The sequence below is a fragment of the Leifsonia sp. NPDC014704 genome (assembly GCF_043083605.1).
In the GTDB taxonomy this organism is placed as follows: Bacteria; Actinomycetota; Actinomycetes; order Actinomycetales; family Microbacteriaceae; genus Leifsonia.
The window spans coordinates 1875677-1902117 of record NZ_JBIBYW010000001.1 but is presented as its reverse complement, the minus strand read 5'-3'; the positions used below and the strand labels follow the sequence as shown (position 1 = coordinate 1902117).

Here is a 26441-nt window from a genome sequence, read left to right as displayed (position 1 = left end):
ATGTCCGGACGCGCACCGATCGGGGTACGAGCGGCCGGGGTACACAGAGTCCGCGTCGGATGCCATAATCCGGGAGGGACCGAGGAGTGCTCGGGTCCGGAAGGGACGACGACGTGTCGCTCGGTCTGCCCAGCCATCTGGCACGACCTGCGAACTCGCGCGCCCTCGCCACGGCAGCCCGCTGGGCCGGCCTGATCTGCCTCGCCGCCGCCGTCGTGAACGTCGGCACCGCGAGCCTGGTCGATGGCAACGTGACCTCCTGGGTGACACTGCTCGTGCTGATGCCGATGGTCGCCCTGCTGCTGGCGCTAGCGCGCGGCCGAACGGCCGGTCTCACGATCGCGTATCTCCTCGTCGGTACCGTCTGCACGTACTTCTACGTCGTCGCCCTGTTCACCAGCACGCCGGCATACACCGACACCAATCTCTTCGTGGTCGCTCTGCCGGTGGTCGCGATGACGCTCGTCGGTGGGACCGGCACGGGGGCGCTCGCGGGAATCCTCTGGGCGACTCTCGGCTTCGCCCTCGCCGAGGCGGCCGTGATCCTCGGTGCTGCGACGACCGGGCGTGCGTACATCCCCGACGCCATCTCACTCGGGGCGTACCTCCTGCTGGTCGGCGTGCTCACCTACGACGGACTGACCCGGGGAACGCGGTCCCGTGCGCAGGCGGCCCTGCATCGCGCGGTGCGCGACGCCCGGCTGGTCGATCTCCGCCGAGAGCTGCTGGCCGCATCCACCGCCGATCTCCACGACACGGTCCTTAGCGAGCTGGTGGCTGTCGCCGGTGCGCAGCCCGGGCCGCTGGACGAGCGACTCGCCCGCCGTATCGACGCCGACCTCAGTGGGCTCGCGGCCGTACCGACAGCGGATGGCGTCGGCGTTGCCGGGGTCCCCGGGGCCGCTGGGGTCGCCAGGGTTCCACAGGTCGCCAGGCTCGCAGGGATACGAGAAGCGGACCCCTGGTACGACAGCGAGCTCCACCGCGCCATCGAGGCGGCGCGCGACGAGGGGCTCACGGTCGACATCTCGGGCGACCGCACGGCGTACACGACCCTCGGTGACGACGCCCGTCGCGCCCTCGGGCTGGCCGTCCGGCAGTGCCTCGTCAACGTCGTGCGGCATTCCGGGAGCCCGAGCGCCGAGGTGGCGCTGTCGGCCGGCAGCGGCTCCCTCTCCGTCATGGTGGTGGATGGCGGCAGCGGCTTCCCGACGTCGGCTCCTGCCGCCGATCGGCTGGGTCTCCGGCAGTCCGTCGGCGACCGCATCGCCCGGGTGGGCGGCACGGTCGACATCTACTCCAGCGCCGATGTGGGGACCACCGTCATCCTGACCGTTCCGATCGGCCCGGAAGCCGCCGTCTCCGAGGGGCGCGCCGGATGACCGCCCTGAACCCGCGCACGATCGTCGGAGCGCGCTCCGTGACGCTCGAGCGGACGCCCCAGCGGCTGGATCCGCTCGGAGCCCAATCGGCCTGGCCGCTGGTGCCCCTCCTCGGAGGCGTCGCGCTGGCGTACGCGGTGTACTCGACGATCATCCATGCCGACCAGTTGCGCAGCGTCTCCCTCGCGATCGTCGCCATCGGCGTCCTCCTCCTCTCCGTCGTGATCGCCACCCTCCGCACCCATCCCGGGCTCGCCCCGTTCGGTCGCTGGTCCCACTTCTCGGTGGTCGGGTTCGCCGTCACTGCCGCAGCACTGTTCGACTCCTCCGTGTGGGGCCGCAACGAACGCATCCAAGACGACTGGGGTCAGATCGCCGTCGCGCTCCTGCTCATCGCCATGCCGCTGTACCGCCCGATCGGCGAGGTCGCCGGCTCGGCCGTCGTCGCCGCGGTCGTCCTCGGCGGGCTGGCCGGAGCCCAGCACTCGCTCGTCATCGCGAACGTCCCTCTGGTGTACGCCACGGTGGCGGCGACGCCCATCCTCGCCCTGGCCGCCGGTGGCGCCGGATACGCCTGGACGCTGACGGGCGAGACGCTGCGCTGGCGCGAGGTCGCGCGCGAAGGCCAGCTCCGGTTGGAGGGCGAACTCCGCCAGGCCGCCGAGAGGATGATCGCGCAGGAGCGCATGACCGCGCTCAACGCCGAGGCGGTGCCGTTCCTCACGGCGATCGCTCATCGGGGCGCTGTGACCGAAGACGACATCGTGCGCGCACGAGGCATCGCCGAGCGTCTCAGAGGGATGTCGGTGCGCGCCGTCTCGCGAACCTGGCTGGAGGACACCCTCGAACTCGCGCTCGCACCTCGGCTGGTGGAGGTGCCCGCCGCATCCATCGACGAGGAGACGGGGCCGCGGGTCGACGACCCGGACCGCCTCGAGCGGGTGCTGACCGCCGACCAGCGAGCCATCGTCGGCGCCCTCATCGCGACGGTGGCCGCCCGGCCAGGCCTCGACCCCCGCTCCGTCCTCCTCGAAGCGACCGAACCCGAGCGGCCGTCGTTCGCGCTGCATGCGAAGATCGCCGAGCCCCGCGCCGAGCTGCGTCGCGAGCTCCTGCCGTTCGTCAGCTCCCTCAACTCCGTCGCCATGCGCGCCACGATGCGGCTGCGCGGTGACGGCGTCACGATCCGATTCGCCTACCCCGAAGGCGGATTCCCCGACAGCGAAGGCAGAAGACGATGAGACTATTGCGTCCGGACGAACCGGGAGCGACGGCGACGTCGGCCGCCGGACGATCGGCGGAGCTGCCGATCCGTCTGGCGATCCTCGACGACCACGAGATCCTCCTCGACAGCCTGGCGTCGTGGATCGAGAAGAACGCACCCGAATTCGACTTGGTCGTCCGGGCCGGGAGCTGGCTGGAGCTGGTGCACAGCGACGCCTTCCCGACCGACCTCGTCATTATGGACCTGCAGCTGAAGGAATCCGTGTCCATCGGAGCCCGCGTCCGCACCTGCCGCGCCGCCGGCGCGAAGGTCGTCGTCCTCAGCGCCGTCGACACCCCGGAGGACCGGGATGCGGCGCTCGCCGCCGGTGCCGTCGCGTACGTCACCAAGTCGCAGCCGATGACGGAGCTCGTCGCCGCAGCCCTGTCGGCATCGGGTCGCGGAGTCGGCAGGGCCGCCGCCGCACCGACCGCGTGGCGGCCGAAGCCTCTCATCCCCGAGTCCGCCCGTCCGCGGTTGAGCGATGGTGAGCGGCAGGCGCTCATCCTCTACGCCGATGGGCGGACCACGTCCGAGGTGGCACGCGCCATGAACGTGCAGTACGAGACGGCCAAGACGTACCTGCGGCGGGTGCGCGAGAAGTACGGGAAGGCCGGTCGTCCGACGAGCTCCCGCGCGGACCTGATCCGCCGGGCCGCGGAGGACGGGTACCTCACCTGACGCGCCATCGGGCTTCCGGCATCCCCGCCACATAGGATCGGTGCGTGGCAAAACTGTATTTCCGCTACGGAGCGATGAACAGCGGCAAGAGCACGGCCATGCTTCAGGCCGCCTACAACTACGAGGAGCGCGGCCACCGCGTCCTGCTCACGAAGCCGTCGATCGACACGAAGGGTGACCTGGGCATCCTGTCCCGACTGGGTGTCACTCGCGAAGTCGATTTCCTCATCGCGCCCGAGACCGATGCTTATGGAGCCTTCCAGCGGCACCGCGAACGCACCATCAAGCGCTTCGACACCGACATCAGCGCCCTTCTGGTGGATGAGGCGCAGTTCCTCACCGAGGCGCAGGTCGACGATCTGCTGCGCATCGCGCTGCTCGACAACGTCCCGGTGCTCGCCTACGGCATCCGTACCGACTTCCAGACGGTCGCGTTCCCCGGCAGCCGTCGACTGCTGGAGGTCGCGCACAGCCTGGAGGAGCTGAAGACGATCTGCCGCTGCGGCCGCAAGGCGATCTTCAACGCGCGCAAGATCGACGGGGTGTTCGTCTTCGACGGGGACCAGGTCGCGATCGACGGTGCGTCGGTCTCGTACGAGTCTCTCTGCGGAAACTGCTACCTTCAGGAAAGTCGAGGGGTGCTCAACAACGGTCGCCGGCACTGGCCGGTCGAGGCGGCTCCCGCCTACGTCGACGAGCCCGACCCCGACTTCACCTGATCCTCACCACGCCCGAAGGCGACTTCACCCGAAGGAACTGCACACCATGAGAATCTCCGTGATCGGCTGCGGCTACCTCGGAGCGGTTCACGCCGCGTCGATGGCCCATCTGGGCCACGACGTCGTCGGCATCGATGTCGACGCGGCCAAGATCGCCCTCCTCTCCGCCGGTCGTCCGCCGTTCTTCGAGCCCGGCTTGCCGGAGGTCCTCGAGTCGGCGGCTCCGTCGGGGCGTCTGCGCTTCACGACGGACTTCTCGGCCGTGTCCGAGGCCGACGTCCACTTCGTCGCCGTGGGCACACCGCAGGTCGCGGACGGGGATGCGGCGGACATGCGCTTCGTCGACGCCGCGTTCGCCTCCCTCCTGGAGCACGTGAAGCCCGGCGACCTCATCGTCGGCAAGAGCACGGTCCCGGTCGGGACCGCCGCACGTCTGGCGGAGCTGGTCGCACAGGCGCAGCCGGAGGTTACCCTCGCCTGGAATCCCGAGTTCCTCCGTGAGGGATTCGCGGTGAGCGACACCGTGAGCCCGGACCGGCTCGTGTACGGCGTGCCCGAGGGCGAGGCGGGGGAGCGGGCCGCCCGGCTGCTCGACGAGGTCTACGCGTCCGCGGTCGCCGCGGGGACTCCGGTCATCGTGACCGACTACGCCACCTCCGAACTCGTGAAGGTCTCGGCCAACGCCTTCCTCGCCACGAAGATCTCCTTCATCAACGCGATGGCCGAGATCGCCGAGGTGACCGGCGCGGATGTGACCAAGCTCGCCGATGCGATCGGCCACGACGCACGCATCGGCCGCCGCTTCCTCAACGCGGGCGTCGGATTCGGCGGCGGCTGCCTGCCCAAGGACATCCGCGCGTTCAGCGCCAGGGCCCGCGAGCTCGGCAAGGGCGACGCCGTCCGCTTCCTCGACGAGGTGGACCAGATCAACCTGCGCCGCCGGACGCGCGTCGTCGAGCTGGTGCGCGAGGAGGCCGGTGGGCTGGCCGGCGTGCGCGTCGGTGTGCTGGGACTCGCGTTCAAGCCGCACTCGGACGACATCCGCGACTCCCCGGCGCTGGACATCGCCATGCGACTCGCCGACGCGGGGGCCATCGTCACCGCGACAGATCCTCAGGCCGTCGACAACGCGCGACGTCGTGCGCCACAGCTGCGGTTCGCCGACACGGCGGAGGAGGCCGTTTGGGATGCGGACGTCGTCGTCCTGATCACGGAATGGCCGGAGTTCACAGGCCTCGATCCGGCAGCGGTCGGCGAACTCGTGGCACATCGCACGGTGATCGATGGGCGCAATGCACTCGACCCGACGGCGTGGCGCGGAGCCGGGTGGACGTACCGCGGTTTGGGCCGCTGAACAGCCTCCTCATAACTCGCCCCATTTGGGGGCCGCCAAAAAAGTGAGGATTTGTTAGATTTGTCGCATGGCGACAGGTCTCACGGAGCCGGACGCGCCGCCGCGTCCCGCGGTCGGGCCGTCGGTCGCGCCGCGACGACGTCGAAGGCTGCGTCATCCCGTGCTCGTCGGCATCCTCGTGGGGTTGGGCGCCATCCTGCTTTTCACCATCGTGTGGATCGGTGTCCGCGGCTTCCTGGCCCAGCGCGCCCTCACGGACGCCATCCCGGCGGCCGAGCAGGTGAAGTCCGCGATCGCGACGGGAGACCTCCCCGCCGCGGGCCGCGCCGCCGACTCGCTGAGCCGGAAGACGCACGAGGCCGCGGCGCTCACCTCTGACCCGGTCTGGGTCACCGTCGAAGCCGTCCCGTGGCTCGGGCCGAACCTCGCGGCGGTCCGTACGGCCGCAGCCGCCTCCGACGATGTGGCCTCGCGCGTTGTGCGTCCGTTGGTCGCCGCGGGCACCGGCGTGGACCTCCGGGCGCTGGCCATCACGGACGGCCGGATCGACCTCGCGCCCATCACGGCAGCGCAACCTGCTGTCGCGAAGGCGCGGACCGCGTTCATCGCCGCCCGCGCGAGCGTCGCGACGATCGAGACCGGCGCTCTCGTGAGTCCCGTCGCGTCCGGTGTGGATCGCCTGCACGATGTGCTCGACAAGGCGGCCCCGGAGATGGACGCTCTGGGCAATGCCGTTCGGCTTCTTCCCTCGATGCTCGGCGCCGATGGCCCGCGCGACTACCTCCTGGCCGCGCAGAACCCGGCAGAGCTCCGTGCGACGGGCGGCCTGATCGGCGCCGTCGCCCTCGTGCACGCCGACAACGGCGCCGTGACGCTGCAACGCCAGGAGGCGGGCACCTCCATCGGTCCGTGGAAGACCCCGGTCGCCGACGTCCCGCTGAACACCGAGGGCCTCTATGGACCCCTCGTCGGGCGATACCTGCAGGATGCCAACCTCACTCCCGACTTCCCGCTCGCCGCAGCGACCGCCTCGCGGATGTGGACCACGACCTACGGCGGCACCGTCGACGGCGTGGTCGCCGTCGACCCGGTCGTGCTCAGCGGTCTTCTCAAGGCGACGGGCCCGGTGACCTTGCAGACCGGTGATCGGCTCACCTCCGCCAATGCCGTGAAGCTGCTCCTGAGCGACGTCTATCAGCGCTACGAGGATCCGGCGCAGCAGGACGCCTTCTTCGCGTCCGCCGCGAGTGCCGTGTTCGATCGGATGTCGTCCGGCGACGTGGATGCGAAGAAGCTGCTGACGGCGCTGGCGGATGCCGGCGAGTCGCGCCGGGTGCTGATCTGGACCGCCCACTCCGAGGACCAGAAGGTGCTCGCAGGCACGACGCTCGCTGGCGGCCTTCCCGCATCCGATCTGTCGACCGCGGGCATCGGCGTGTACTTCAACGACGCGACCGGCGCCAAGATGGACTACTACCTCCGCACCTCGGTCGCCGCCGGATCCGCCGTCTGCCGCGCCGACGGCAAGCCATCGACCGTCGTCACCGTGACGCTGACCAACAGGGCGCCTGCAGACGCCGGGACCTCTCTTCCGCGCTACGTGACCGGTGGCGGGACATACGGCGTGACACCGGGCAACATCCGCACGCGGGTCGCCGTCTACGGACCAACGGGAGGTCTCCTCGCCGCGACGCTGAGCGGGGGAGAGAACTACACCACCGTCGCCGGCGTCGATCGCTCCCGGCCGGTCAGCCTCTACACGGTCGAGCTGGCTCCGGGCGAGTCGAAGACCGTCACCGTGCAGTTCCTGAACGACCAGCAGACGTCGTCGGACCTCAGCGTCGTGACCACGCCGACGCTTCCGGGGGACGGCACGACCCCCGATGTGGGGGCACGCAACGCCGTCGCCCCCATTGTCGTCCAGTGCTCGTCCGTCGTAAAGTGAGAATTACTCATTAACCGGACCGCGAGCCGGGCCCCAACAGAAAGGCGGCCGATGTTCAAGAAGATTCTGGCGGCTATCGCCGTGACCGCGGGGCTGCTGCTTGCGGCTCCGGCCGCGGCGAACGCCGTCAACTACACCGACGGCGCCCAGTGCAAGTTCGACGTCAGCGTCGCAGAGGCGGGCGGCACGGCCACCCTCATCTGCATCCCGGGCACGTGGTCGCCCGGTGAGGCGATCAATTGGACCGTGACAGGGCAGGACGGCGCCGGCTTTAAGCTCGCCTCGCTCCGCACCGCCGACAGCAGTCTTTCGTTCGTGAAGCACGCGAACGCGGACGGCAGCGATGTGCTCACCGTGACACTCCCCGCGAGCGCCTCGGGCACCTACAGCGTCGTCGGACACGGACAGAGCAGCGGCCACGAGTGCCCCGCCTCCCTGACCGTACTGCCGGCCGACCAGGCGAGCACCGTCCTCGACCCGGGCAGCAGCGACGGACTGGCCCACACCGGCTCCGTCGTCGCCACCTGGGCGGCATGGATGGGCGGCTCGCTCGTCGTCCTCGGACTGATCGCCCTGGCGATCGTGGGCTGGGTGCGCAAGCTCAAGGCGTCCTGACGATCCAAACCCGGTGATTCCCGGTCGGCCTCGAGCCGGCCGGGAATCGCTGTGTCCGGGGCTGCGTTGCACCTGGGGTGAGCAGCATCCCCCTCAACGTCCTCGACCTCGCCAGCCGCCCCGCCGGGGGCACCAACGCCGATGCCGTCGCCGGCACCATACAGCTGGCGCAAGCGGCCGAACGGCTCGGCTACGAGAGGTTCTGGGTCGCCGAGCACCACGGCATGCCCGCCATCGCGTCGAGCGCTCCGGCCGTCCTCATCGCCGGAGTCGCTGCGGCGACCGAGCGCATCCGCGTCGGCAGCGGAGGAGTGATGCTGCCCAACCACGCGCCGCTGGTGGTGGCCGAGCAGTTCGGCACCCTGCGCGCCCTGTACGGCGACCGCATCGACCTCGGCATCGGCCGCGCGCCGGGCACCGACGGGGCCACCGCGATGGCCCTGCGCCGGAGCCCGGAGGGACTCGGCGTCGAAGACTTCCCGCAGCAGCTCCTCGACCTCTTCGGCTTCTTCTACGGTGGCATGAGCGACGCCAACCCCCTGCACGGCATCACCGCCATCCCCGGCCTCGGCGACGCACCGCAGATCTGGCTGCTGGGCTCGAGCGGCTACAGCGCCCAGGTGGCCGCCGCCCTCGGCATCCCGTTCGCGTTCGCCCATCACTTCGCCGGTGAGAACACCGAGGCCGCGCTGAACCTGTACCGTTCGCGATTCGAGCCGAGCGACACGCTGGCCGAGCCGCACACGATGATCGCGGTGAACGTCATTGCGGATGAGGACCCGCAGACCGTGCGCGCGCTGTCGCTTCCCGGGCAGCTGTCCTTCCTGCGGATGCGTCAGGGACTGAAGCCCGAGCCGGTCAGTGTGGAGGAGGCGCTCGCCCACGAGTTCACGCCGCTGGAGGAGGAGTTCATCGCCGCCCGCAACGCCCGTCAGGCGATCGGAACGCCCGACGAGGTGAAGGGGCGGCTGGAGGCCCTGCTGGCGTCCACCCAGGTGGACGAGCTGATGATCTCGTCCGGCGCCGCAACGTTGGAGGGGCGCATCCGCTCACTCGAGATCGTCCGGGAGCTGTACCCCGCAGCATGACGGACCGTGACGCCGCCCCGAGCGATGCGGGGCGGCTCCGGGTACCGTTGGGCGAAATCCCGGTCCCCAGCCAGAAGGCGGTTCCCACATGTCGCATCCACTCAACGTGGTCGGAGTGAGCGGAAGCCCGACCCACCCGTCGCGCACCACCGTGCTCGTGGACGAGGTCACGCGCGCCTATGCCGAGGCGTCCGGGGGCATCGCCCGCACCATCCGGCTTGCGCCCCTTCTTCCGGAGCTCGGCGCCGGTCCCTTCCGGAACAGTCTCAGCCCGACGGTCACGGAGGCCCTCGAAGCGGTCGAGAACGCCGACATCCTCGTGGTCGGGTCGCCCGCCTACCGCGCCACGTACACGGGCCTGTTCAAGCTCTTCTTCGACCATGTCGGCCAGTACGCCCTGGTCGACAAGCCGGTCGTCCTGACGGCGACAGGAGGCAGCGACCGGCACGCGCTGCTGGTCGAGCACCAGATGCGTCCGCTGTTCGGGTTCTTCCAGTCGCTGACGCTGCCCCTGGGCATCTACGCTGCGGAGAGCGACTTCGAGGATTACGCGATCCGGTCTCAGGACCTGCGGGATCGCATCGACACGGCTGTGGCGCGGACGCTGCCTCTGGTGCGCTCTGACGACTCCGTGTCGCGGCTCGCGGAGCCGGAGTTCGCTCGGCCGGACGCGTTTTAGGTCTACCGCTTCTCCACGGATGTCGCGCGGTGCGCCCCACCCGCTACCCCGAACGCCGTCCTCGCTGGCGCTCGGAGCGGCGCCCGGGGCCCCTCGCGGGCGGGGACCCCAATAGACATCAGCGAGTAATGGAGAAAGAGGAAGCCCCCCGGCTCGATGCGAGCCGGGGGACTTCCTCTTTCTTCATTACGTCGGGGTGACAGGATTTGAACCTGCGGCCTCTTCGTCCCGAACGAAGCGCGCTACCAAGCTGCGCCACACCCCGAAGGCCTCATCCAGGATACACGAGCGGGGGAGTGGTCATGACCACAGCACCCTGCTCGGCACCTCGCTTCACGGCGCGGGCGTCAGCGTGACCAGCGACGCCTCCGGGCGGCAGGCGAAGCGCACCGGCGCGAAGATCGACGTGCCGAGGCCCGCCGACACATTGAGGTACGCAGAGCGGAAGGCATGGCGCCAGACGCTCAACCCCTTCACCTGTGCGCGTGGGATGTCGCAGTTCGTGACCAGCGCGCCGAACCCCGGAACGCAGACCTGACCGCCGTGCGTGTGGCCCGCGAAGATCATCGACGCACCGTAGGTGACGAAGGCGTCGAGGATGCGACGGTACGGCGAATGCGTGACACCGATGGTGACCGCCTGCCGCTGCTCGCTCGGGCCCTCATCCGGCCAGGCGTTGTCGTCCGAGAACGGGTCGTCCTCGCGCAGCTGGTCCAGAGCGCCGGGGATGGCCTCCACCCGGTCGAAACGGATGTGCGGGTCGTCGACACCGAAGAACTCGAGGTGCGTTCCCCGGACCTCCAGGCCGGCTGCGCGGTTGTCCAGGTCGGTCCAGCCCAGATCGCGGAAGTACGCCGTCAGGGCGGCCGTGTCGAGCCGCGGGGCGGTCGACGGGCGCTTCTTCGACGGGCCGAGGAAGTACTTCAGCGGGTTCTTCGCCTGCGGGCCGAAGTAGTCGTTGGATCCGTGCACGAAGACGCCCGGTATGCCGCGGAAGCCGTCGTAGGCGGCACGGACGCCCTCGAGGCCCCGGGCATGGCCGAGCACGTCCCCGGTCTCGACGATCAGGTCCGGCTTCAGCCGGGCGAGGGACCGGATCCACTCCTGCTTGTCCCGCTGCCAGGGCGCCATGTGCAGGTCGGAGAGGTGGAGCACGCGGATCGGCTGCGCCCCGGCCGGAAGCACCGGCGCGCTCACCTCGCGCAGCGTGTACGCGCGACGCTCCACCAGCGAACCATAGGCGAACGCGGCAGCGCCCGCCCCGGCGACAAACGCCAGGGCGGACGCCGCCGGTCGAAGGACTCCGCGCGCCACTATCCGCCCGTGCCCGGTGTCGGCTGGACGGCGGCCAACGTCAGGGTGACTTGGGTTCCCGGCTTGGCGGGGGCATTGCCCGCCGGATCCTGTGCCTGGACGACCGCGGTGGGACTATTGCCGCCGGCGGTCTTCACCTTGAATCCGGCAGCGGTCAGCGTTGCGAGCGCGTCACCGTACTTCTGGCCCACCACATTCGGCACGGCCACGAGGGAGCCGTTGCTGGTGAACAGGGTGATGGCGGTTCCCTTAGTGACCTGGGTTCCCGGGGCCGGATCGGTTGCCGAGATCGTTCCTGCGGGGGCGACCGAGTCCTGCGGGCCGCCGTCGGCCGAGTCGAGTCCGAGTCCGGTCAGGATCGACTTCGCCTCGTCGGGCGTCTTACCGGTCAGATCCGGAACAGCGACCTGGACACCGCGCGTCAGCTTGTCGGGAGCAGCCGGGAAGTCGTCGCCGCCGTACTTGCCGACAGCGGCCGTCATCATGGTGCGCATGACCGCCGTACGGGCGATGGCCGGGGTGGTGCCATGGGTCGGGTAGATACGTCGCATGTCCTGGTGGCCCGAGATGTTGCCGACCCAGTAGGCGCCCGCGACCTTCGTCGTGGACGCGACAAGCCAGAGCTGCTCGTTGCCGTCGGTGGTTCCGGTCTTGCCGAGCATGTCCTTGCCGGTGCGGTTCATGTTCGCCGCGGTGCCGTTCTGGATGGGCCCCTGAAGCGCCTTGGCCATCGTGTTGGCGATCGCAGGGTCGACCGACTGGGTGCACTTCGTTGCAGGCGGAGGAACCTCCTTGCCGTTGCCGTCGACGATCTTGTCGATCGCGATCGGCGAGCAGGTGAGGCCGTTGTTGGCGATGCCGGCGAAAGCGGTCGCCATGGTCAGCGGAGCGATGTTGTTCGTCCCGAGAACGGAGGCGGGGTTCGAGTCGAGGGGGCTTCCCGTGGCAGTGTGCACGCCGAAGGCCTCAGCATCCTTTTTGATCTCGCACAGGTCGAGCTGATAGGCCATCGCCACGAACGCGGTGTTGATCGAGTTGGTCGTCGCGTTCTGAGCGCTTCGCATCCCTTCCTCGCCAGGGGAGTCATTGGTCGGCTTCCAGGGGCCGCCCCATGCGGCACCGGGGCAGCTGTCCTTGAAGTTCGCCTGGTTGTAGGTGCGGACGTTGGCGTTCACCGTCTCGTTGAGCGAGTGGCCCTGCTTGAGCCACTCGGCGAGCGTGAACACCTTGTACGTGGACCCCACCTGGAAGCCGTTCGAACCGCCGTACTCCTGATCCGTCGCGTAATTGACGGAGGTGTACTCCTTGCTCTGGTTCAGGACCTCGGGGTCTTGGCTGTAGGTCTTGTTCTGCGCCATGTACAGGACGCGGCCCGTGCCGGGCTGCACGCCCACGAGCACACCGCCGAGATCGATCTCCTTGTAGACCTTCGGCACATAGGAGTTGATGGTCTCCTCGGCGACCTGCTGCAGCTGGAGGTCGAGGCTGGTGTAGATCTTGTAGCCGCCGCGGTTGAAGTTGGAGGCGCGGGTGTCTTTGTCAGCGCCGAAGGTGGGGTCGTTGAGGATGATCTTCTGGACATAGTCGCAGAAGTACGCCGACCCGCCCGCGGTCTGGCATCCCCGTTCGGACGGCGTGATCGCCGGCTGGATGGGGGTCTTGACCGCCTCCTCGTACTGCGCCTTCGTCAGGCGCTTGTACTGGTACATCTTCTGGAGGATGTAGTCCCGGCGGTCCTTGTTCTTCGCGTACCCGTTCGCGGCGCCGTTGGTCTCCGACTCCGGGTTGTCGATCTTCAGGCTGGTCGGTTCGTTGACGATCGCGATCAGGCTGGCCGCCTGCGCAGGGGTGAGCGCTGCCGCGGTGGTGTTGTAGTAGTAATGCGCTGCGGCCTCGATGCCGTAGACGGTGCCGCCGAAACCGGCGATGTTGAGGTATCCGACCAGGATCTGGTCCTTGGTGTACTTCTTCTCGATCCCGATCGCGTACTTCATCTCCTTGACCTTGCGGTCAGGGGAGACACCCGTGGAGTCATCCACGCACTGCTGGTATTTGGCCTTCTGCTCCTTGGTCTTCACCGGGAGCGCCTCGCACTTCTGCAGCAGCACGTTCTTCACGTACTGCTGGGTGATCGAGGAACCGCCCTGCACACCACCGCCGGCGACGGTGGAGAGCACACCGCGCACCGTGCCCTGGATGTCGACACCGCCGTGCGTGTAGAAGCGAGGATCTTCACCCGCGATCGCGGCATCCTTCGCCGCCTGCGAGATCTGGTCGAAAGCGACCGGCAGGCGGTTCTGGGAGTAGAACGTGGCGAGCGGGACGTCCTGGTCGCCGTTCTTGGCATAGATGGTGGTCGGCTGGGCCAACTGGTCGACGTTCAGGTACTCCGGGAGTCCCTCGAACACGCCGATGCTGTTGTTGGCCGCCATCCCCGTCACAGCGATCGCGGGCGTGACAGCGGCGGTGACCAGAAGACCGGCCACAACACTCATGCCGATGAACGCACCGGCGGCGCCGAGCACACCTCTAGCCTGTGGTTTTTGCGCAGACATAGGATCAGAGTAGGTGATGAACCTGCAAAATCCCCCGATCCGAGGAGCACGATGCCGCGCTGGGAGTACCTGACCACCCCGCTGATGATTCACAACACCGCAGCGATCCTGAACAATTGGGGGTCGGAGGGCTGGGAGCTGGTGCAGATCGTCACCGGTCCGGAGGGCGGACTCGTCGCCTATCTGAAGCGCCCCGTGACGGACGGGGAGCAGGCCTGATGGCGGACGTCGACGCGCGTCTGGCGCAGCTCGGTATCAACCTGCCCGACGTGGTCCCGCCGGTCGCGGCATACACGCCGGCGGTGCTCGACGGGCACCACATCTACACCTCGGGGCAGCTGCCGATGGTGGCCGGAGCCCTTCCCGCGACCGGCAAGGTCGGCGAGGGCGCCGGTCTCGTCCCGCCCGCCGATGCCAAGGAGTACGCACGGATCTGCGCGCTGAACGCGCTTGCCGCCGCGAAGAGCGTCCTCGGCTCTCTCGATCGAGTGACCCGGGTGGTGAAGGTCGTCGGCTTCGTCTCCTCCGACCCCGCGTTCACCGGCCAGCCCGCGGTCATCAACGGGGCGTCGGAGGTGCTCGGCGACATCTTCGGCGACGCCGGCGTCCACGCCCGCTCCGCCGTTGGCGTCGCGGTGCTGCCCCTCGACGCGCCGGTCGAGGTGGAGCTGATCCTCGCCGTGGACTGAGCCCGGATACGACAAAGGGGCGGCACCCACCGGTGCCGCCCCTTTTAGTCGTCTGCGGCTACGAGAGCTTGGCCTGGATCGAACTCATCACCGCGGTGTCCGCCAGGGTCGTGGTGTCGCCGACCTCCCGGCCCTCGGCCACATCCCGTAGCAGGCGCCGCATGATCTTGCCCGATCGCGTCTTGGGCAGCTCCGTGACGATGAAGATGTCACGAGGCCGCGCGATCGCGCCGATCTGCTCGGCGACGTGCTTGCGCAGCTCGGCCGCGACATCCATCGCACCGGCCTGCTCCAGCTGGTTCTGCTTGATGATCACGAACGCGACGACGGCCTGTCCGGTCGTCTCGTCGTTCGCCCCGACGACCGCGGCCTCGGCCGTGAAGGGATGCGCGACCAGCGCGGACTCGATCTCCGCTGTCGACAGGCGGTGGCCGGAGACGTTCATGACGTCGTCCACCCGGCCGAGCAGCCAGATGTCGCCGTCCTTGTCGTAGCGAGCGCCGTCGCCGGCGAAGTACTTGTCGCCGAACTTCGACCAATAGGTCTCCTTGAAGCGCTCCGGGTCGCCCCAGATTCCGCGGAGCATGCTCGGCCACGGCTCCGTGACGACGAGCAGGCCGCCCTGGTCCTTGCCGACGGGCGTGCCCGCCTCGTCGAGGATGTCGATCGAGATGCCCGGCAGGGGCACCTGGGCGCTCCCCGGTTTCAGCGTCGTGACACCCGGGAGGGCCGAGACCATGATCGCGCCGGTCTCGGTCTGCCACCAGGTGTCGACGATCGGGGTCACGTCGCCGCCGATGACCTCGCGGTACCACATCCACGCCTCCGGGTTGATCGGCTCACCGACCGAACCGAGGACCCGCAGGCTCGACAGGTCGAACTTCTGCGGGTGCTGCCGGCCCAGCTTCATGAACGAGCGGATCGCGGTCGGCGCCGTGTAGAAGGTCGAGACCTTGTACTTCTCGATCAGCTCCCACCACCGGCCGGGGTGCGGCGTCTCGGGGGTGCCCTCATACATCACCTGCGTGGCGCCGTTCGCCAGCGGCCCGTAGACGACGTAGGTGTGGCCGGTGATCCATCCGACGTCGGCGCTGCACCAGTAGACGTCCGACTCCGGGTGCAGGTCGAAGACGAACTTATGGGTGAAAGAGGCCTGCGTCAGGTATCCGCCGGTGGTGTGCAGGATGCCCTTCGGCTTCCCCGTCGTCCCGGACGTGTAGAGGATGAAGAGCGGCTGCTCGGCCGGGAAGGCCTTCGCCACGTGGTCGGCGTCGACCAGCGCGATCTCGTCGTGCCACCACAGGTCCCGACCCTCGGTCCAGGCGACCTCGTTCTCGCCGCGCTTGACCACGAGCACGTGCTCGACCGTGGTGGCGTCGCCGGTGAGCGCCGCATCCACCGCATCCTTGAGGGGGAAGACGCGGCCCTTGCGCCAGCCGCCGTCCGCGGTGATCACCAGCTTCGCCTCGGCGTCGTCGATGCGCGAGCGGAGGCTCTCGGCGCTGAAACCGCCGAAGACGACGGAGTGGACGGCACCGATTCGAGCGACCGCGAGCATGGCGATGACGGCCTCGGGGATCATCGGGAGGTAGATCGCCACGCGGTCGCCGGCGCGGATGCCCAGGCTGGTAAGGAGATTGGCCGCCTTCTTCACCTCGGCCGTGAGCTCGGCGTACGTGATCGTCCGGGTGTCGCCGGGCTCGCCCTCCCAGTGGATCGCGACGCGGTCGCCGTTGCCGGCGAGCACGTGCCGGTCGAGGCAGTTGTAGGCGACGTTCAGCTCGCCGTCGTCGAACCACTTGGCGAAGGGAGGCTCGCTCCAGTCCAGCGTGCGCGTGAACGGCGTGTGCCAGTGCAGCAGGTCGCGAGCCTGGTCGGCCCAGAACCCCAGCCGGTCGGCGGCCGCGCGCTCGTACAGGCCCGCGTCGGCGATCGCGTTCGCAGCGAACTCGTCGCTCGGCGGGAACCGGCGGGCTTCGTGCAGCAGGTTGTCGATTGTGTTGCTCATGGGGAGTCTTTTCGCTCCTTTGCGATGCGGTCGATACGAGTCGTGGCGCGACAATGCCTGACTCTACAACCTGGTCGAGCGGCCGCCCCAGGAGACTTGCGTTTGCATCGATTCTGCGTAAACTGGACCCCGGCCGAATGTAAATTCGTGCGTGCGGCGCAATCGATTCCCCCCAATCCTGCGCCGCAGTGGCCGCACCTGTTCCCCCCAATAGGTGCGGCCCCCCTTCTTTAACCGGCAGGCCGGCTCCTGCGGCAGTTGTTCACAGTCGGATGCGGCGGCGAGTTCTCCACCGATATGGCGAGCAGTCGCCGGACGCCTGTCGGGCATCTTTAGCGTCGTCGCATGACGAACCACAAGCGTGGCGACGAGTCTCCCGGACTCTGGCGCACCTTCGGACCACTCGCTCCCTACCTTCTGCGGCCGGGTGTCACCGATCTCTTCGTGACCGCATCGGGGGAGCTGTGGAGCGACGGGCCACCGGACGGTTTGCGGCGGGAGGACGGCTGGCGCGCCGACAGGCAGACCGCGCGGGAGCTGGCGGTGCGACTGATCGGCGCGGGCGGTCGGCACATCGACGAGGCGACGCCCTTCGTGGATGTCCGGCTGACCGGGGGCGTGCGGGTCCATGCCGTCCTCCCGCCTGTGTCCACCGGAGGCGCCCTGCTCTCGATCCGCGTGCCCGCGCGGGAGCAGCCGACTCTCGACGAGCTGGTCGCCCGCGGAGGAATGGACCCGCTCGAACGGGATCGGCTGCTCGAAGCCGTGCGGGCCAGGACGAATCTCCTGATCACCGGCGCAGGCGGCGCGGGCAAGACGACGCTCCTGGCGGCGCTCCTCGGCAACGCCCCGCCGGATGAGCGGATCGTCGTGATCGAGGATGTAGCGGAGCTGCGCATCCCTCATCCGCACGTCGTCGGTCTCGAGACCCGGCAGCCGAACCTGGAAGGTGCCGGTGGAGTCGACCTGCGCAGGCTCGTGCGCGAGGCCTTGAGGATGCGCCCGGACCGGCTTGTGCTCGGAGAGTGCCGGGGTGAGGAGGTGCGCGACCTTCTGGCCGCCCTCAATACGGGCCACGACGGTGGCGCCGGCACCCTGCATGCGAACTCGCTGGAGGACGTTCCCGCGCGTCTTGAAGCGCTCGGCGCATTGGCCGGGTTGGACGACCACGCGTTGGCGAGACAGGCCGTGAGCGCGATCGGGCTGGTGGTGCATCTTTCGAGGGCCGACGGCGTCAGGGGGGTGTCGGGCTTCGGGCGCTTGCGGCTGGATGCCGCGGGCCGGTTGGCCATCGTGGAGCTCGGCACGGATGGCGTCGGGACAGTCGGTGCCGGCGATGCTGGCCGCGTCGGTTCACGCCCGTGAGACGAGTGCCCGCGCCGGCGGGGACGCGGCCGGATCGCCTTGCCGCGCTCGCCGAGTCACTCGCCGTGCTGCTCGACGCCGGGCTGCCCCCGCGGTCCGCCTGGGAAGCCGCTGCCGTATATGGCGCCCATCCGCTTGCGGAGCGGGTCGCGAACGCCCTCAAGGATCAGCCGTCGTGCGCGTCTGCTCTTCTGCAGGCAGCGGACGACGGCGACATGCGGATGCTGGCGGCGGTGTGGCGGGTCGCCGAGCGGACGGGCGCTCCGCTGGGCCACGCATTGCGCGCGATGGCGGAGACGCTCAGGGACGCTGCGGAGACCGAACGTGAGGTCGACGTCGCCCTGAGCGGTCCCCGCGCGACGGCGAGGCTGGTCTCGTGGTTGCCGGCTGTCGGGGCCGTGCTCGCGGGAGCGCTCGGGGCCGACCTCGTGGGCGCACTGGGATCGATACCCGGGGCGACGGCGGTCGGCACCGGAATCCTCCTCATGCTGGCAGGCCGGTGGTGGATGCGTGCGCTGGTCACGCGCGCGGTCGCACGCCCCCGTCCGCCAGGGCTCGCGGAGGATCTCGTCGCCGTCGGTCTAGCGGGTGGCATGTCGGCACGCGCGGCCGAGGAGATCGCCAGAGAGGCTGCGGAGGAGTCCGGAGTGGGCTCGGTGGAGGAGGGAGGTGTCGCGCAGGTGCTCCGGTTGGCCTCCGCGGCCGGAGCGCCCGCGAACCAGCTCCTCGTTGCCGCCGCGCGCCAACAGCGCCGAGCGGCGCGGGCGGACGGCCGTCGGCGAGCGACAACCCTAGCGGTCCGACTGATGGTGCCCTTGGGCGTCTGCGTCCTTCCCAGCTTCCTGCTGGTGGCCGTCGTACCGCTCGTGCTGTCGCTGTTGTCGTCCACAACGGCGGGACTCCGATGACTTTCCACAGATCGGCGCCCAGGCGCCCGGCCGCGAGCCTCGGAACGAAGGATGGAGTCATGAACCACATGACGAGCGAAGAACGAACAGCCGAGGTCGCCGTGCGCGCGGGTGGCACCGGCAGGCGACCACTTCGGCGGCGGATCGGGCGACGATTAGGCCGACGGTTTCGGCGACGCCTCGCCGACGATCGAGGCGCGGCGACCGCCGAATACGCCATCACGATCGTGGCCGCCGTCGGATTCGCCGGTCTCCTGGTCGCCCTGCTGAAGGGCGATGAAGTGAAGGCGATACTCTCTGACCTGGTGCACCGTGCGCTGTCGGGCGGATGACCGCCAGAGCGGCGTCCGGCCGCGAGATCCGCGACGATCGGGGCAGTGTGACGGCCGAGTTCGCGGTCGCTCTCCCGGCGGTGCTCGCCTGTCTCGCGCTCTGCGTCGGTGCTCTCTACGGAGCAGTGCAGTATGGCGCACTCGCGGGCGGGGCGGCGACGGCGGCGCGATTGGAGGGCCGGGGCGACGACCCGGGTGGTTCGATCCCGGGTGGAGCGGCGGCGGTGACCGAGAGGGAAGGGCGGACGGTGTGCGTGCGGCTGACGGCGGAGGGCGATACGGTCCTGAGTCGACTCGGCATACGGCTCAGTGCGCGGGCGTGCGCTCTCGACGAGGCGGCCGTGGGATGAGACGGAGAGTTCCCGAGTCGCCGTGCTGCCGCTCGACGCTCGTGGCGGCATTGGCTTCGCACGACCGGGGGAGCGGCTCTGTGCTCGCGCTGGCAGCAGTCTGCGCGGTGGTCACGGTGGCATCCAGCGGAATCGCGGTGGTCGGAGCCGGAGCGGCGCACGCGCGTGCGGCGATGGCAGCCGACCTGGCGGCACTGGCCGGCGCCGACGTGGCGAGCGGCCGCGCAGGTGGGGTGCCCTGCGACGTGGCGCAGGGCGTCGCGCAGCTGAACGGGGCTGCGTTGACGGGCTGCGAGCAGAACGGGGTGGTCGTCACGGTGACCGCGTCCGCTCCCTACCTCGCCTTCGCGGCGACCGCCTCGGCACGCGCCGGACCGCCCGGCGGGTCATAACCCGGGCCGGGAGGTGTCCGCGCGCCTCGGTGCGGTTCCGGTCAGTCGAAGACGGTCTCGAGATAGCGGTACGAGACGGCAGTGGGGCGCTGCCCGCGGCCGTCATCGGACGCGTACTCGAGCTCCGCTCCCGACGCCCTCACATAGAGGTAGTGCTTGGAGCCTGCTGGTGCCGAGATCTCCAGTCGGGGGCGGGCATCTCCGGAGTCGAGGAAACCGGTCGAGATCGTCTTGCCCTCCAGGGGTCCGTCGATCAATTTGGCGGTGTACGTCATCGTCGTTGCCATACCCGCATTGTCCTCCCCAGAGGATCGACGGCATAGGGTCGGCGGACGGTACGCGCGGCTGCGCCGACGGCGAACGCCGAACACTCGATTAGGCGGACAAGCGGCGAAGGTGTGTATGGTTTGCCTGTCGGCCGCACGGACCATGCCAGGCGTGGACCGGCGTCTGCAGGGGGAGCGCGCCACGCCGGTCCAGTCGTGACGACAACCGTGAGCTGTGGCGACACAGTCTGTGCATATATAAGAGGAGTCAGGTGCCTGACACGAAGAAGCTCGTCATCGTCGAGTCTCCGAACAAGGTGAAGTCGATCGCCCAGTATCTCGGCGACGGCTACGAGGTCATGGCCTCGGTCGGGCACATCCGCGACCTCATCGAGCCGAAGAACCTGCCGCCCGAGCTCAAGAAGGGCTCGCTGGGCAAGTTCTCCGTCGACGTCGAGAACGAGTTCGAGCCCTACTACGTGGTGTCCGACCAGAAGAAGAAGACGGTCGCCGACCTCAAGCGCGCCCTCAAGAACGCCGATGAGCTCCTCCTCGCAACGGATGAGGACCGCGAAGGAGAGGCCATCGCCTGGCACCTCGTCGAGGTGCTGAAGCCCACGGTGCCCGTCAAGCGGATGGTGTTCCACGAGATCACCCGCGAGGCCATCGAGAAGGCTCGCAACAACACGCGGGAGATCGACACCGCGCTCGTCGACGCCCAGGAGACCCGCCGTATCCTCGACCGCCTCTACGGCTACGAGGTGTCGCCCGTGCTCTGGCGCAAGGTCGGACCGGGCCTCTCAGCCGGTCGCGTGCAGTCGGCGGCCACCCGGCTCGTCGTCGACCGCGAGCGCGAGCGCCTGGCGTTCGTCCCCGCCTCGTACTGGGGACTGACCGCACAGCTGGCACCGGAAGACGCGAACGCCTTCGAAGCGCGTCTCGCCCGGATCGACGGCGACCGCGTGGCCACGGGCCGCGACTTCGACGACCACGGCCGCCTCACGACGAAAGCCCGGACGCTCGACGAGGCCTCCGCGACCACGCTCGCGGCGGCGATCCGGCAGCCGACCACGGCCGTCGCGGTCTCCAAGGTCGACTCCAAGCCCTACTCGCGGCGTCCCGCGGCCCCGTTCACCACCTCGACCCTCCAGCAGGAGGCGGCGCGCAAGCTCCGCTTCTCCGCGCGGCAGACGATGAGCGTCGCCCAGACCCTCTACGAGAACGGGTACATCACCTATATGCGCACCGACTCCGCGTCGCTGTCGCAGCAGGCGACGAATGCTGCGCGGACGCAGGCGGCGAAGCTGTACGGCCCGGAGACGGTTCCCGACAAGCCGCGCACCTACGCGTCCAAGAGCAAGAACGCGCAGGAGGCGCACGAGGCCATCCGTCCGTCGGGCGAGACCTTCCGCACCCCTGCCGAGCTGGAGCGCTCGCTTCGGGGTCCCGAGCTGCGACTCTACGAGCTGATCTGGAAGCGGACCGTCGCCTCCCAAATGGCCGACGCCAAGGGCCAGACCGCCTCCGTCACCGTCGAGGCGCGCGTCTCGGAAGGACCGCTCGACGGGACGGTGGCCGAGTTCACGGCCAGCGGCACCGTGATCACCTTCCGAGGCTTCCTGAACGCCTACGAGGAGAGCCGCGACGAGGAGCGCAACAGCAACGACTCGGCCGAGGCCAAGCTGCCGCCGCTCACCGAGAAGCAGGCTCTGACCGTCCGCGACATCGCCGCCGACGGCCACGAGACCACCCCGCCGCCGCGGTACACGGAGGCGAGCCTCGTAAAGACGCTCGAAGAGCTCGGGATCGGGCGCCCGTCCACCTTCGCGAGCATCATCTCCACCATCATCGACCGCGGATACGTGACCCAGCGCGGCCAGTCCCTCGTCCCCAGCTGGGTCGCCTTCTCGGTCGTCCGGCTGCTCGAGGACTACTTCGGCGACCTGGTGCAGTACGACTTCACCGCCGAGATGGAGGACGACCTCGACCGCATCGCCGACGGCGAGGCCGAGCGCATCGACTGGCTGAACAGCTTCTACTTCGGCAGCGACAAGCACAAGGGTCTCCGACGGGTCATCGACAACCTCGGCGACATCGACGCCCGCAGCATCAACTCCATCGCCATCGACGACGGAGTGACGCTCCGCATCGGCAAGTACGGGCCGTACCTCGAGGTGTCCGAGCCGGAGGCCGGTCCCGACGCCCAGCCGCGCCGCGTCAACATCCCGCCGGAGCTCGCCCCCGACGAGCTCACCCCCGCCAAGGCGCACGAACTGATCGAGGCGCCGGTCCAGACCGACCGCGTGCTCGGCACGAACCCCGAGACCGGCAAGCTCGTGCTCGCCAAGGACGGCCGTTTCGGACCATACGTCACCGAGGCGGACCCCGAAGAGGAAGCTGCGGCCGACCCCAAGACGGGCGAGGTGAAGGAGCCGGCGAAGACCACCAAGAAGGCCGCCGCCGCCAAGCCGCGTACGGCATCCCTCTTCAAGTCGATGGATCTGGCGACCCTCGACCTCGACACCGCGCTGAAACTGCTCGACCTCCCGCGCGTCGTGGGAGCCGACCCGGAGAGCGGCGAAGAGATCCAGGCGCAGAACGGCCGCTACGGCCCGTACCTCAAGAAGGGCGCCGACACCCGGTCGCTCCCGAGCGAGGACGACATCTTCGACATCGACCTGCCGGGCGCTCTGGAGCTGTTCGCGCAGCCCAAGTACGGCAACCGCCGGGCATCCAGCGCCCTCAAGGAGTTCGACGCCGATCCGGTCAGCGGCAAGCCGATCCGCGTGAAGGACGGGCGCTTTGGCCCGTACGTCACCGACGGTGAGACCAACGCCACGATCCCGCGTGGCGAGACCGTGGACGAGGTCGACTTCGACCGCGCGGTCCAGCTGCTCGCCGACAAGCGGGCGAAGGGACCGGCCAAGAAGCCGGCGCGAAAGACCGCAGCAGCCAAGACGACCGCTAAGACGACGACCGCGAAGACGACGACGGCCAAGAAGCCCGCCGCCAAGAAGCCGGCCGCCAAGAAGTCCACGACCGCCGCGGCGAAGAAGTCCGCCGAGTGAGCGAGGGCCTCTTCATCACGCTCGAGGGCGGAGACGGGGTCGGCAAGTCCACGCAGGCGGCCCTCCTCGAGGAGTGGCTCACCGGGCGCGGGCGCACCGTCGTGCGCACCCGCGAGCCGGGCGGCACCGACGCGGGCGTTGAGATCCGTGAGATCGTCCTCCACCACCGGGGAGACATCGCCCCGCGCGCAGAAGCTCTGCTCTACGCGGCCGACCGTGCGCACCACATCGCCACGGTGGTCCGTCCGGCCCTGTCCCGCGGCGACATCGTCGTCCAGGACCGCTACATCGACTCGTCCGTCGCCTACCAGGGCGCCGGGCGCGTCCTCGACGCCCAGCAGATCCGCGACCTCTCCCTGTGGGCGGCCGAGGGGCTGCTGCCGGACCTCACCATCCTGCTCGACCTCGACGAGGACACCGCACGCACCCGACTCGACTCCGCGCGCACTCGGTACGACCGGCTGGAGGCGGAGCGCTCGGACTTCCACGCGCGCGTCCGCGCCGGCTACCTGGCGCTGGCCGCGCAGGAGCCCGAGCGCTTCCTCGTCGTAGATGCGAGCCGGCCCGTCGAAGAGATCGCAGCAGAGATCCGCGACCGCCTCGCCGCGCGCGTCTGAGGGCCGTCGTGCGGAGACCGAGCGAGGGTGTCCGTCGTGCCAGCTAGCCTGGAGACCATGACGGTGTGGGACGAGCTCACGGGGCAAGACGAGGCGATCGAGGTCGTCCGCGCTGCCGCGATCGGCTCCGCCGCAGGCACCGGAGCAGGCGCTCCCGGCCGCGGGATGACGCACTCCTGGCTCATCACCGGTCCGCCCGGATCCGGCCGGTCGAACCTCGCCTACGCTTTCGCCACCGCGCTGCTCAGCCCCGGCACCCCCGAGGGCGATCTCGCGACGCGCCGTCAGGTCGACGCCCGCACCCACCCCGATCTCGCCGTCCTGAGTACCGAGCGCGTCATCATCTCCATCGACGAGGTCCGCGCCCTCGTCGCCAGCTCGCAGTTCGCGCCGTCGGTCGGCCGGTACCGCGTGATGGTGATCGAAGACGCCGACCGGATGACGGAGCGCACCTCCAACGTGCTGCTGAAGGCGCTCGAGGAACCGCCGGAGCGGACCGTCTGGATCCTCTGCGCGCCGAGCGACGCCGACCTGCTCCCGACCATCCGCTCCCGTGTCCGCACCGTGCGACTGCGGGTGCCCAGCGTCGACGACGTCGCCCGCCTCATCCAGCGACGCGATGGGGTGGATGCGGAGACCGCCGAGCGCGCCGCCCGCCACGCGCAGAGCCACATCGGCATGGCGCACCGCCTCGCCACCCACGAGGAGGCCCGCCGCCGACGCGAGCAGACGCTCGAGCTGGCGCTCGGCATCCGCTCGGTCTCCGACGCCGTCCTGGCAGCGGCATCACTGCTCGAGATCGCCGGCGCCGACGCGAAGGCGATCACCGAGGAGCGGGATGCGGAGGAGCGCGAGCACGCCCTCCGCTCGCTCGGTATCGAGCCGGGCGGCACGATCCCGCCGGCGCTTCGCGGCCAACTGCGCCAGCTCGAAGAGGACCAGAAGCGGCGTGCGACCCGCAGCCTCCGCGACGGCATCGACCGCATCCTCGTCGATCTGCTCTCGCTGTACCGCGACGTGATGATGATCCAGCTCGGCAGCGACAGCGAACTGGTGAACCGCGAGCTGCGCGCCGAACTGGACGCTCTCAGCACCCACACGACTCCGGCCGCTACGCTCGCCGCGATGGACGCCGTCGCGACTGCGCGCGAACGCATCGACGGCAACGTCGCCCCGGCCCTCGCCCTCGAGGCCATGCTGACCACCATCCTGCGCGGCACGACCGCCCGAAAGGGGAACGACCTGTGATCACCCGACCCGGCCGTGCCCCGGTACGCGACCAGGCCGCGCGACGGCGCACCGGCCGCACCGCTCTCGTCGCCCTCGCGGCCGTTGTCGCGCTGACCCTCAGTGGCTGCGTGACCTGGTTCCTGCCCGCGAAGACGGTGACGACGTCCACGCCGGCTCCCGAGGACGTCTCCGCCGAGCTGCAGCCGTACTACAGCCAGGTGCTTCACTGGACGAACTGCAGCGGCGGCAAGCAGTGCACCACCGTCAAAGCCCCACTCGACTGGGACCACCCCGGCAAGGGCGACGTCGAGCTCGCGCTCATCCGTCAGCCGGCGAAGGGGACCAAGCAGGGCTCGCTGCTCACCAACCCGGGCGGACCCGGCGCGTCCGGCTTCGACTTCGTCAAGGACTCGGTCGACTTCGTCGCGGACGACACCCTTCAGCAGCACTTCGACATCGTCGGCTTCGACCCCCGCGGCGTCGGCCGGTCCACCGCGGTCAAGTGCTACGACGCCGAGCAGATGGACCAGTACCTGTACGGCATCACCCCCGGTGAGCGCGGCTCCGACCAGTGGATCGCCGAGAACACCACCATCGCCAAGGACTTCGGCGAGGCGTGCAAGAAGAACACCGGCGCTCCCCTCCCGAAGGTGGACACCGTCAGCGCTGCGCACGACCTCGATCTGCTCCGGGCGACGCTCGGGGACAAGAAGCTCAACTACCTCGGCTACTCGTACGGCACCTACCTCGGCGCCGTCTACGCGGGGTTGTACCCGGGCAAGACCGGCCGGCTCGTGCTGGACGGCGCGCTCGATCCCGCCGCCAGCAATTTCGATGTGACCGAGGTGCAGGCCAAGGGATTCGAGAGCGCGCTGCGCGCCTACCTGACCGACTGCCTGACTCGGAAGGATTGCCCGTTCACCGGTTCGGTGGACGACGCGATGAGCACGGTGGGGCAGCTGCTCGCAGCGGTCGAGAAGAGCCCGATCCGCAACTCCGACGGCCGCGAGCTCGGCGCCAACACCCTCGTCACGGCGATCATCACGCCGCTGTACGACGCGACCGCGTGGTCGTACCTCGACAAGCTTTTCGAGTCGGTGATGAAGGGGAGCGCATCCGTCGCCTTCTCCTTGGCGGACACCTACAACAACCGCGACGCCGACGGCACGTACTCGGACAACTCCACCGAGGCGTTCGTGGCCATCAACTGCCTGGACTACAGCTACGACGCCGATCCCGCACTCATGCGCCAGCAGGCGGCGGAACTGGCCAAGGCCGCCCCCGTGATCGGGCCGTACATGGCCTACGGCGACATCGGCTGCGCCAACTGGCCGTACCAGTCGACGGGCCAGCGCGGGCCGATCTCCGCGGACGGCTCCGCGCCCATCCTCGTCGTCGGCACCACCAACGACCCCGCGACGCCGTATGTCTGGGCGAAGAACCTCGCCTCCGAGCTCCAGAATGGACACCTGCTCACCTACAAGGGCGAGGGGCACACCGCGTACAACAAGTCGAACTCCTGCGTGAACGACACGGTGGACGACTACCTCGTCAAGGGCACCGTTCCGACCGACGGGAAGACCTGCTGACCCGCAGGCGTCCACCGTTCGGGTGAGTGGT

General features: G+C 69.3%; 24 protein-coding genes and 1 tRNA gene. 20 read left to right on the top strand and 5 right to left on the bottom strand.

From position 1 onward, the window contains the following. Positions 1 to 113: 113 nt before the first annotated feature. The 9 genes from ACF1AJ_RS09260 to msuE all read left to right on the top strand — a co-directional run bounded on the left by ACF1AJ_RS09260 (position 114) and on the right by msuE (position 9727). Positions 114 to 1382 carry a sensor histidine kinase gene (locus ACF1AJ_RS09260; protein WP_391507053.1) on the top strand — a complete coding sequence of 423 codons (1269 nt, stop codon included), beginning with the start codon at positions 114 to 116 and terminating at the stop codon, positions 1380 to 1382. After that, positions 1379 to 2623, top strand: coding sequence for a hypothetical protein (locus tag ACF1AJ_RS09255; protein ID WP_391507052.1), 1245 nt, complete (start codon positions 1379 to 1381; stop codon positions 2621 to 2623). The genes ACF1AJ_RS09260 and ACF1AJ_RS09255 overlap by 4 nt, the downstream gene beginning before the upstream one ends. Continuing rightward, positions 2620 to 3327, top strand: a complete 708-nt coding sequence (locus tag ACF1AJ_RS09250) for a response regulator transcription factor (RefSeq protein ID WP_391507051.1) — start codon at positions 2620 to 2622, stop codon at positions 3325 to 3327. The genes ACF1AJ_RS09255 and ACF1AJ_RS09250 overlap by 4 nt, the downstream gene beginning before the upstream one ends. 44 nt (positions 3328 to 3371) lie before the next feature. Next, complete coding sequence (locus ACF1AJ_RS09245; protein WP_309856903.1) at positions 3372 to 4046, top strand: thymidine kinase; 675 nt, start codon at positions 3372 to 3374, stop codon at positions 4044 to 4046. Between the two features lie 46 nt (positions 4047 to 4092). Next, a complete protein-coding gene (locus tag ACF1AJ_RS09240; RefSeq protein ID WP_391507050.1) occupies positions 4093 to 5400 on the top strand; it encodes a UDP-glucose dehydrogenase family protein in 1308 nt (435 codons plus the stop codon). A 67-nt stretch (positions 5401 to 5467) separates the two neighbouring features. Continuing rightward, positions 5468 to 7345: a DUF4012 domain-containing protein gene (locus ACF1AJ_RS09235; protein ID WP_391507049.1), complete on the top strand. Its 1878-nt coding sequence runs from the start codon at positions 5468 to 5470 to the stop codon at positions 7343 to 7345. 51 nt (positions 7346 to 7396) lie between these two features. Continuing rightward, a complete protein-coding gene (locus tag ACF1AJ_RS09230) occupies positions 7397 to 7960 on the top strand; it encodes a hypothetical protein (protein ID WP_309856910.1) in 564 nt (187 codons plus the stop codon). Between the two features lie 77 nt (positions 7961 to 8037). Continuing rightward, positions 8038 to 9048: an LLM class flavin-dependent oxidoreductase gene (locus tag ACF1AJ_RS09225; protein ID WP_391507048.1), complete on the top strand. Its 1011-nt coding sequence runs from the start codon at positions 8038 to 8040 to the stop codon at positions 9046 to 9048. A gap of 88 nt (positions 9049 to 9136) precedes the next feature. Next, positions 9137 to 9727, top strand: coding sequence for an FMN reductase (gene msuE / locus ACF1AJ_RS09220; RefSeq protein ID WP_391507047.1), 591 nt, complete (start codon positions 9137 to 9139; stop codon positions 9725 to 9727). A 191-nt stretch (positions 9728 to 9918) separates the two neighbouring features. Here msuE and ACF1AJ_RS09215 read toward each other — a convergent pair. From ACF1AJ_RS09215 to ACF1AJ_RS09205, 3 genes are all read right to left on the bottom strand, one after another. After that, positions 9919 to 9992 (bottom strand) — tRNA-Pro (locus tag ACF1AJ_RS09215). 68 nt (positions 9993 to 10060) lie between these two features. Continuing rightward, the gene (locus ACF1AJ_RS09210; RefSeq protein WP_391507046.1) at positions 10061 to 11041 is read right to left on the bottom strand and encodes a metallophosphoesterase; all 981 of its coding nucleotides are present in this window, start codon (positions 11039 to 11041) and stop codon (positions 10061 to 10063) included. After that, positions 11041 to 13566 carry a transglycosylase domain-containing protein gene (locus tag ACF1AJ_RS09205; protein ID WP_391507045.1) on the bottom strand — a complete coding sequence of 842 codons (2526 nt, stop codon included), beginning with the start codon at positions 13564 to 13566 and terminating at the stop codon, positions 11041 to 11043. The genes ACF1AJ_RS09210 and ACF1AJ_RS09205 overlap by 1 nt, the downstream gene beginning before the upstream one ends. 81 nt (positions 13567 to 13647) lie before the next feature. On the opposite strand from ACF1AJ_RS09205, the gene ACF1AJ_RS09200 reads away from it, so the two are divergent. Further along, entirely contained in the window at positions 13648 to 13815 is a 168-nt protein-coding gene (locus tag ACF1AJ_RS09200) for a DUF4177 domain-containing protein (RefSeq protein ID WP_157694628.1), read from the top strand. Next, positions 13815 to 14285, top strand: coding sequence for a RidA family protein (locus tag ACF1AJ_RS09195; RefSeq protein WP_391507044.1), 471 nt, complete (start codon positions 13815 to 13817; stop codon positions 14283 to 14285). The genes ACF1AJ_RS09200 and ACF1AJ_RS09195 overlap by 1 nt, the downstream gene beginning before the upstream one ends. A 58-nt stretch (positions 14286 to 14343) precedes the next feature. On the opposite strand, the gene acs is transcribed toward ACF1AJ_RS09195, so the two are convergent. Next, positions 14344 to 16293: an acetate--CoA ligase gene (gene acs / locus ACF1AJ_RS09190; protein WP_391507043.1), complete on the bottom strand. Its 1950-nt coding sequence runs from the start codon at positions 16291 to 16293 to the stop codon at positions 14344 to 14346. 345 nt (positions 16294 to 16638) lie between these two features. On the opposite strand from acs, the gene ACF1AJ_RS09185 reads away from it, so the two are divergent. From ACF1AJ_RS09185 to ACF1AJ_RS09165, 5 genes are read left to right on the top strand one after another with little or no spacing between them, the layout of a single operon-like run. Beyond that, positions 16639 to 17658: a TadA family conjugal transfer-associated ATPase gene (locus tag ACF1AJ_RS09185; RefSeq protein WP_391507042.1), complete on the top strand. Its 1020-nt coding sequence runs from the start codon at positions 16639 to 16641 to the stop codon at positions 17656 to 17658. Continuing rightward, positions 17655 to 18566, top strand: coding sequence for a type II secretion system F family protein (locus ACF1AJ_RS09180; protein ID WP_391507041.1), 912 nt, complete (start codon positions 17655 to 17657; stop codon positions 18564 to 18566). The genes ACF1AJ_RS09185 and ACF1AJ_RS09180 overlap by 4 nt, the downstream gene beginning before the upstream one ends. Positions 18567 to 18625: 59 nt before the next feature. Next, entirely contained in the window at positions 18626 to 18898 is a 273-nt protein-coding gene (locus ACF1AJ_RS09175; protein WP_391507040.1) for a DUF4244 domain-containing protein, read from the top strand. Further along, positions 18895 to 19248, top strand: a complete 354-nt coding sequence (locus ACF1AJ_RS09170) for a hypothetical protein (protein ID WP_391507039.1) — start codon at positions 18895 to 18897, stop codon at positions 19246 to 19248. Before ACF1AJ_RS09175 ends, ACF1AJ_RS09170 begins: the two co-directional genes overlap by 4 nt. Further along, positions 19245 to 19640 (top strand): Rv3654c family TadE-like protein, encoded by a 396-nt coding sequence (locus ACF1AJ_RS09165; protein ID WP_391507038.1) that lies wholly within the window; start codon positions 19245 to 19247, stop codon positions 19638 to 19640. The genes ACF1AJ_RS09170 and ACF1AJ_RS09165 overlap by 4 nt, the downstream gene beginning before the upstream one ends. A gap of 41 nt (positions 19641 to 19681) precedes the next feature. On the opposite strand, the gene ACF1AJ_RS09160 is transcribed toward ACF1AJ_RS09165, so the two are convergent. Beyond that, positions 19682 to 19927: a hypothetical protein gene (locus ACF1AJ_RS09160; protein WP_179453764.1), complete on the bottom strand. Its 246-nt coding sequence runs from the start codon at positions 19925 to 19927 to the stop codon at positions 19682 to 19684. 251 nt (positions 19928 to 20178) lie between these two features. Here ACF1AJ_RS09160 and topA point away from each other — a divergent pair, with 251 nt between their 5' ends. Genes topA through ACF1AJ_RS09140 form a run of 4 tightly spaced genes read left to right on the top strand, consistent with a single transcriptional unit; the run spans position 20179 to position 26410 of the window. Continuing rightward, positions 20179 to 22974, top strand: a complete 2796-nt coding sequence (gene topA / locus ACF1AJ_RS09155) for a type I DNA topoisomerase (RefSeq protein ID WP_391507037.1) — start codon at positions 20179 to 20181, stop codon at positions 22972 to 22974. Continuing rightward, complete coding sequence (tmk, locus tag ACF1AJ_RS09150; protein WP_391507036.1) at positions 22971 to 23591, top strand: dTMP kinase; 621 nt, start codon at positions 22971 to 22973, stop codon at positions 23589 to 23591. The genes topA and tmk overlap by 4 nt, the downstream gene beginning before the upstream one ends. Before the next feature lie 57 nt (positions 23592 to 23648). After that, positions 23649 to 24839 carry a DNA polymerase III subunit delta' gene (locus ACF1AJ_RS09145; protein ID WP_309858081.1) on the top strand — a complete coding sequence of 397 codons (1191 nt, stop codon included), beginning with the start codon at positions 23649 to 23651 and terminating at the stop codon, positions 24837 to 24839. Further along, entirely contained in the window at positions 24836 to 26410 is a 1575-nt protein-coding gene (locus ACF1AJ_RS09140; protein ID WP_391507035.1) for an alpha/beta hydrolase, read from the top strand. Before ACF1AJ_RS09145 ends, ACF1AJ_RS09140 begins: the two co-directional genes overlap by 4 nt. Positions 26411 to 26441 lie beyond the last annotated feature (31 nt).

Bases quoted from the DNA above. Each gene is read 5' to 3' on its own strand.
- ACF1AJ_RS09255 (WP_391507052.1), top strand. From the start codon at position 1,379: ATGACCGCCCTGAACCCGCGCACGATCGTCGGAGCGCGCTCCGTGACG.
- ACF1AJ_RS09250 (WP_391507051.1), top strand. From the start codon at position 2,620: ATGAGACTATTGCGTCCGGACGAACCGGGAGCGACGGCGACGTCGGCC.
- ACF1AJ_RS09240 (WP_391507050.1), top strand. From the start codon at position 4,093: ATGAGAATCTCCGTGATCGGCTGCGGCTACCTCGGAGCGGTTCACGCC.
- ACF1AJ_RS09235 (WP_391507049.1), top strand. From the start codon at position 5,468: ATGGCGACAGGTCTCACGGAGCCGGACGCGCCGCCGCGTCCCGCGGTC.
- ACF1AJ_RS09230 (WP_309856910.1), top strand. From the start codon at position 7,397: ATGTTCAAGAAGATTCTGGCGGCTATCGCCGTGACCGCGGGGCTGCTG.
- msuE (WP_391507047.1), top strand. From the start codon at position 9,137: ATGTCGCATCCACTCAACGTGGTCGGAGTGAGCGGAAGCCCGACCCAC.
- ACF1AJ_RS09200 (WP_157694628.1), top strand. From the start codon at position 13,648: ATGCCGCGCTGGGAGTACCTGACCACCCCGCTGATGATTCACAACACC.
- ACF1AJ_RS09195 (WP_391507044.1), top strand. From the start codon at position 13,815: ATGGCGGACGTCGACGCGCGTCTGGCGCAGCTCGGTATCAACCTGCCC.
- acs (WP_391507043.1), bottom strand. From the start codon at position 16,293: ATGAGCAACACAATCGACAACCTGCTGCACGAAGCCCGCCGGTTCCCG.
- ACF1AJ_RS09185 (WP_391507042.1), top strand. From the start codon at position 16,639: ATGACGAACCACAAGCGTGGCGACGAGTCTCCCGGACTCTGGCGCACC.
- ACF1AJ_RS09175 (WP_391507040.1), top strand. From the start codon at position 18,626: ATGAACCACATGACGAGCGAAGAACGAACAGCCGAGGTCGCCGTGCGC.
- ACF1AJ_RS09170 (WP_391507039.1), top strand. From the start codon at position 18,895: ATGACCGCCAGAGCGGCGTCCGGCCGCGAGATCCGCGACGATCGGGGC.
- ACF1AJ_RS09165 (WP_391507038.1), top strand. From the start codon at position 19,245: ATGAGACGGAGAGTTCCCGAGTCGCCGTGCTGCCGCTCGACGCTCGTG.
- ACF1AJ_RS09160 (WP_179453764.1), bottom strand. From the start codon at position 19,927: ATGGCAACGACGATGACGTACACCGCCAAATTGATCGACGGACCCCTG.
- ACF1AJ_RS09145 (WP_309858081.1), top strand. From the start codon at position 23,649: ATGACGGTGTGGGACGAGCTCACGGGGCAAGACGAGGCGATCGAGGTC.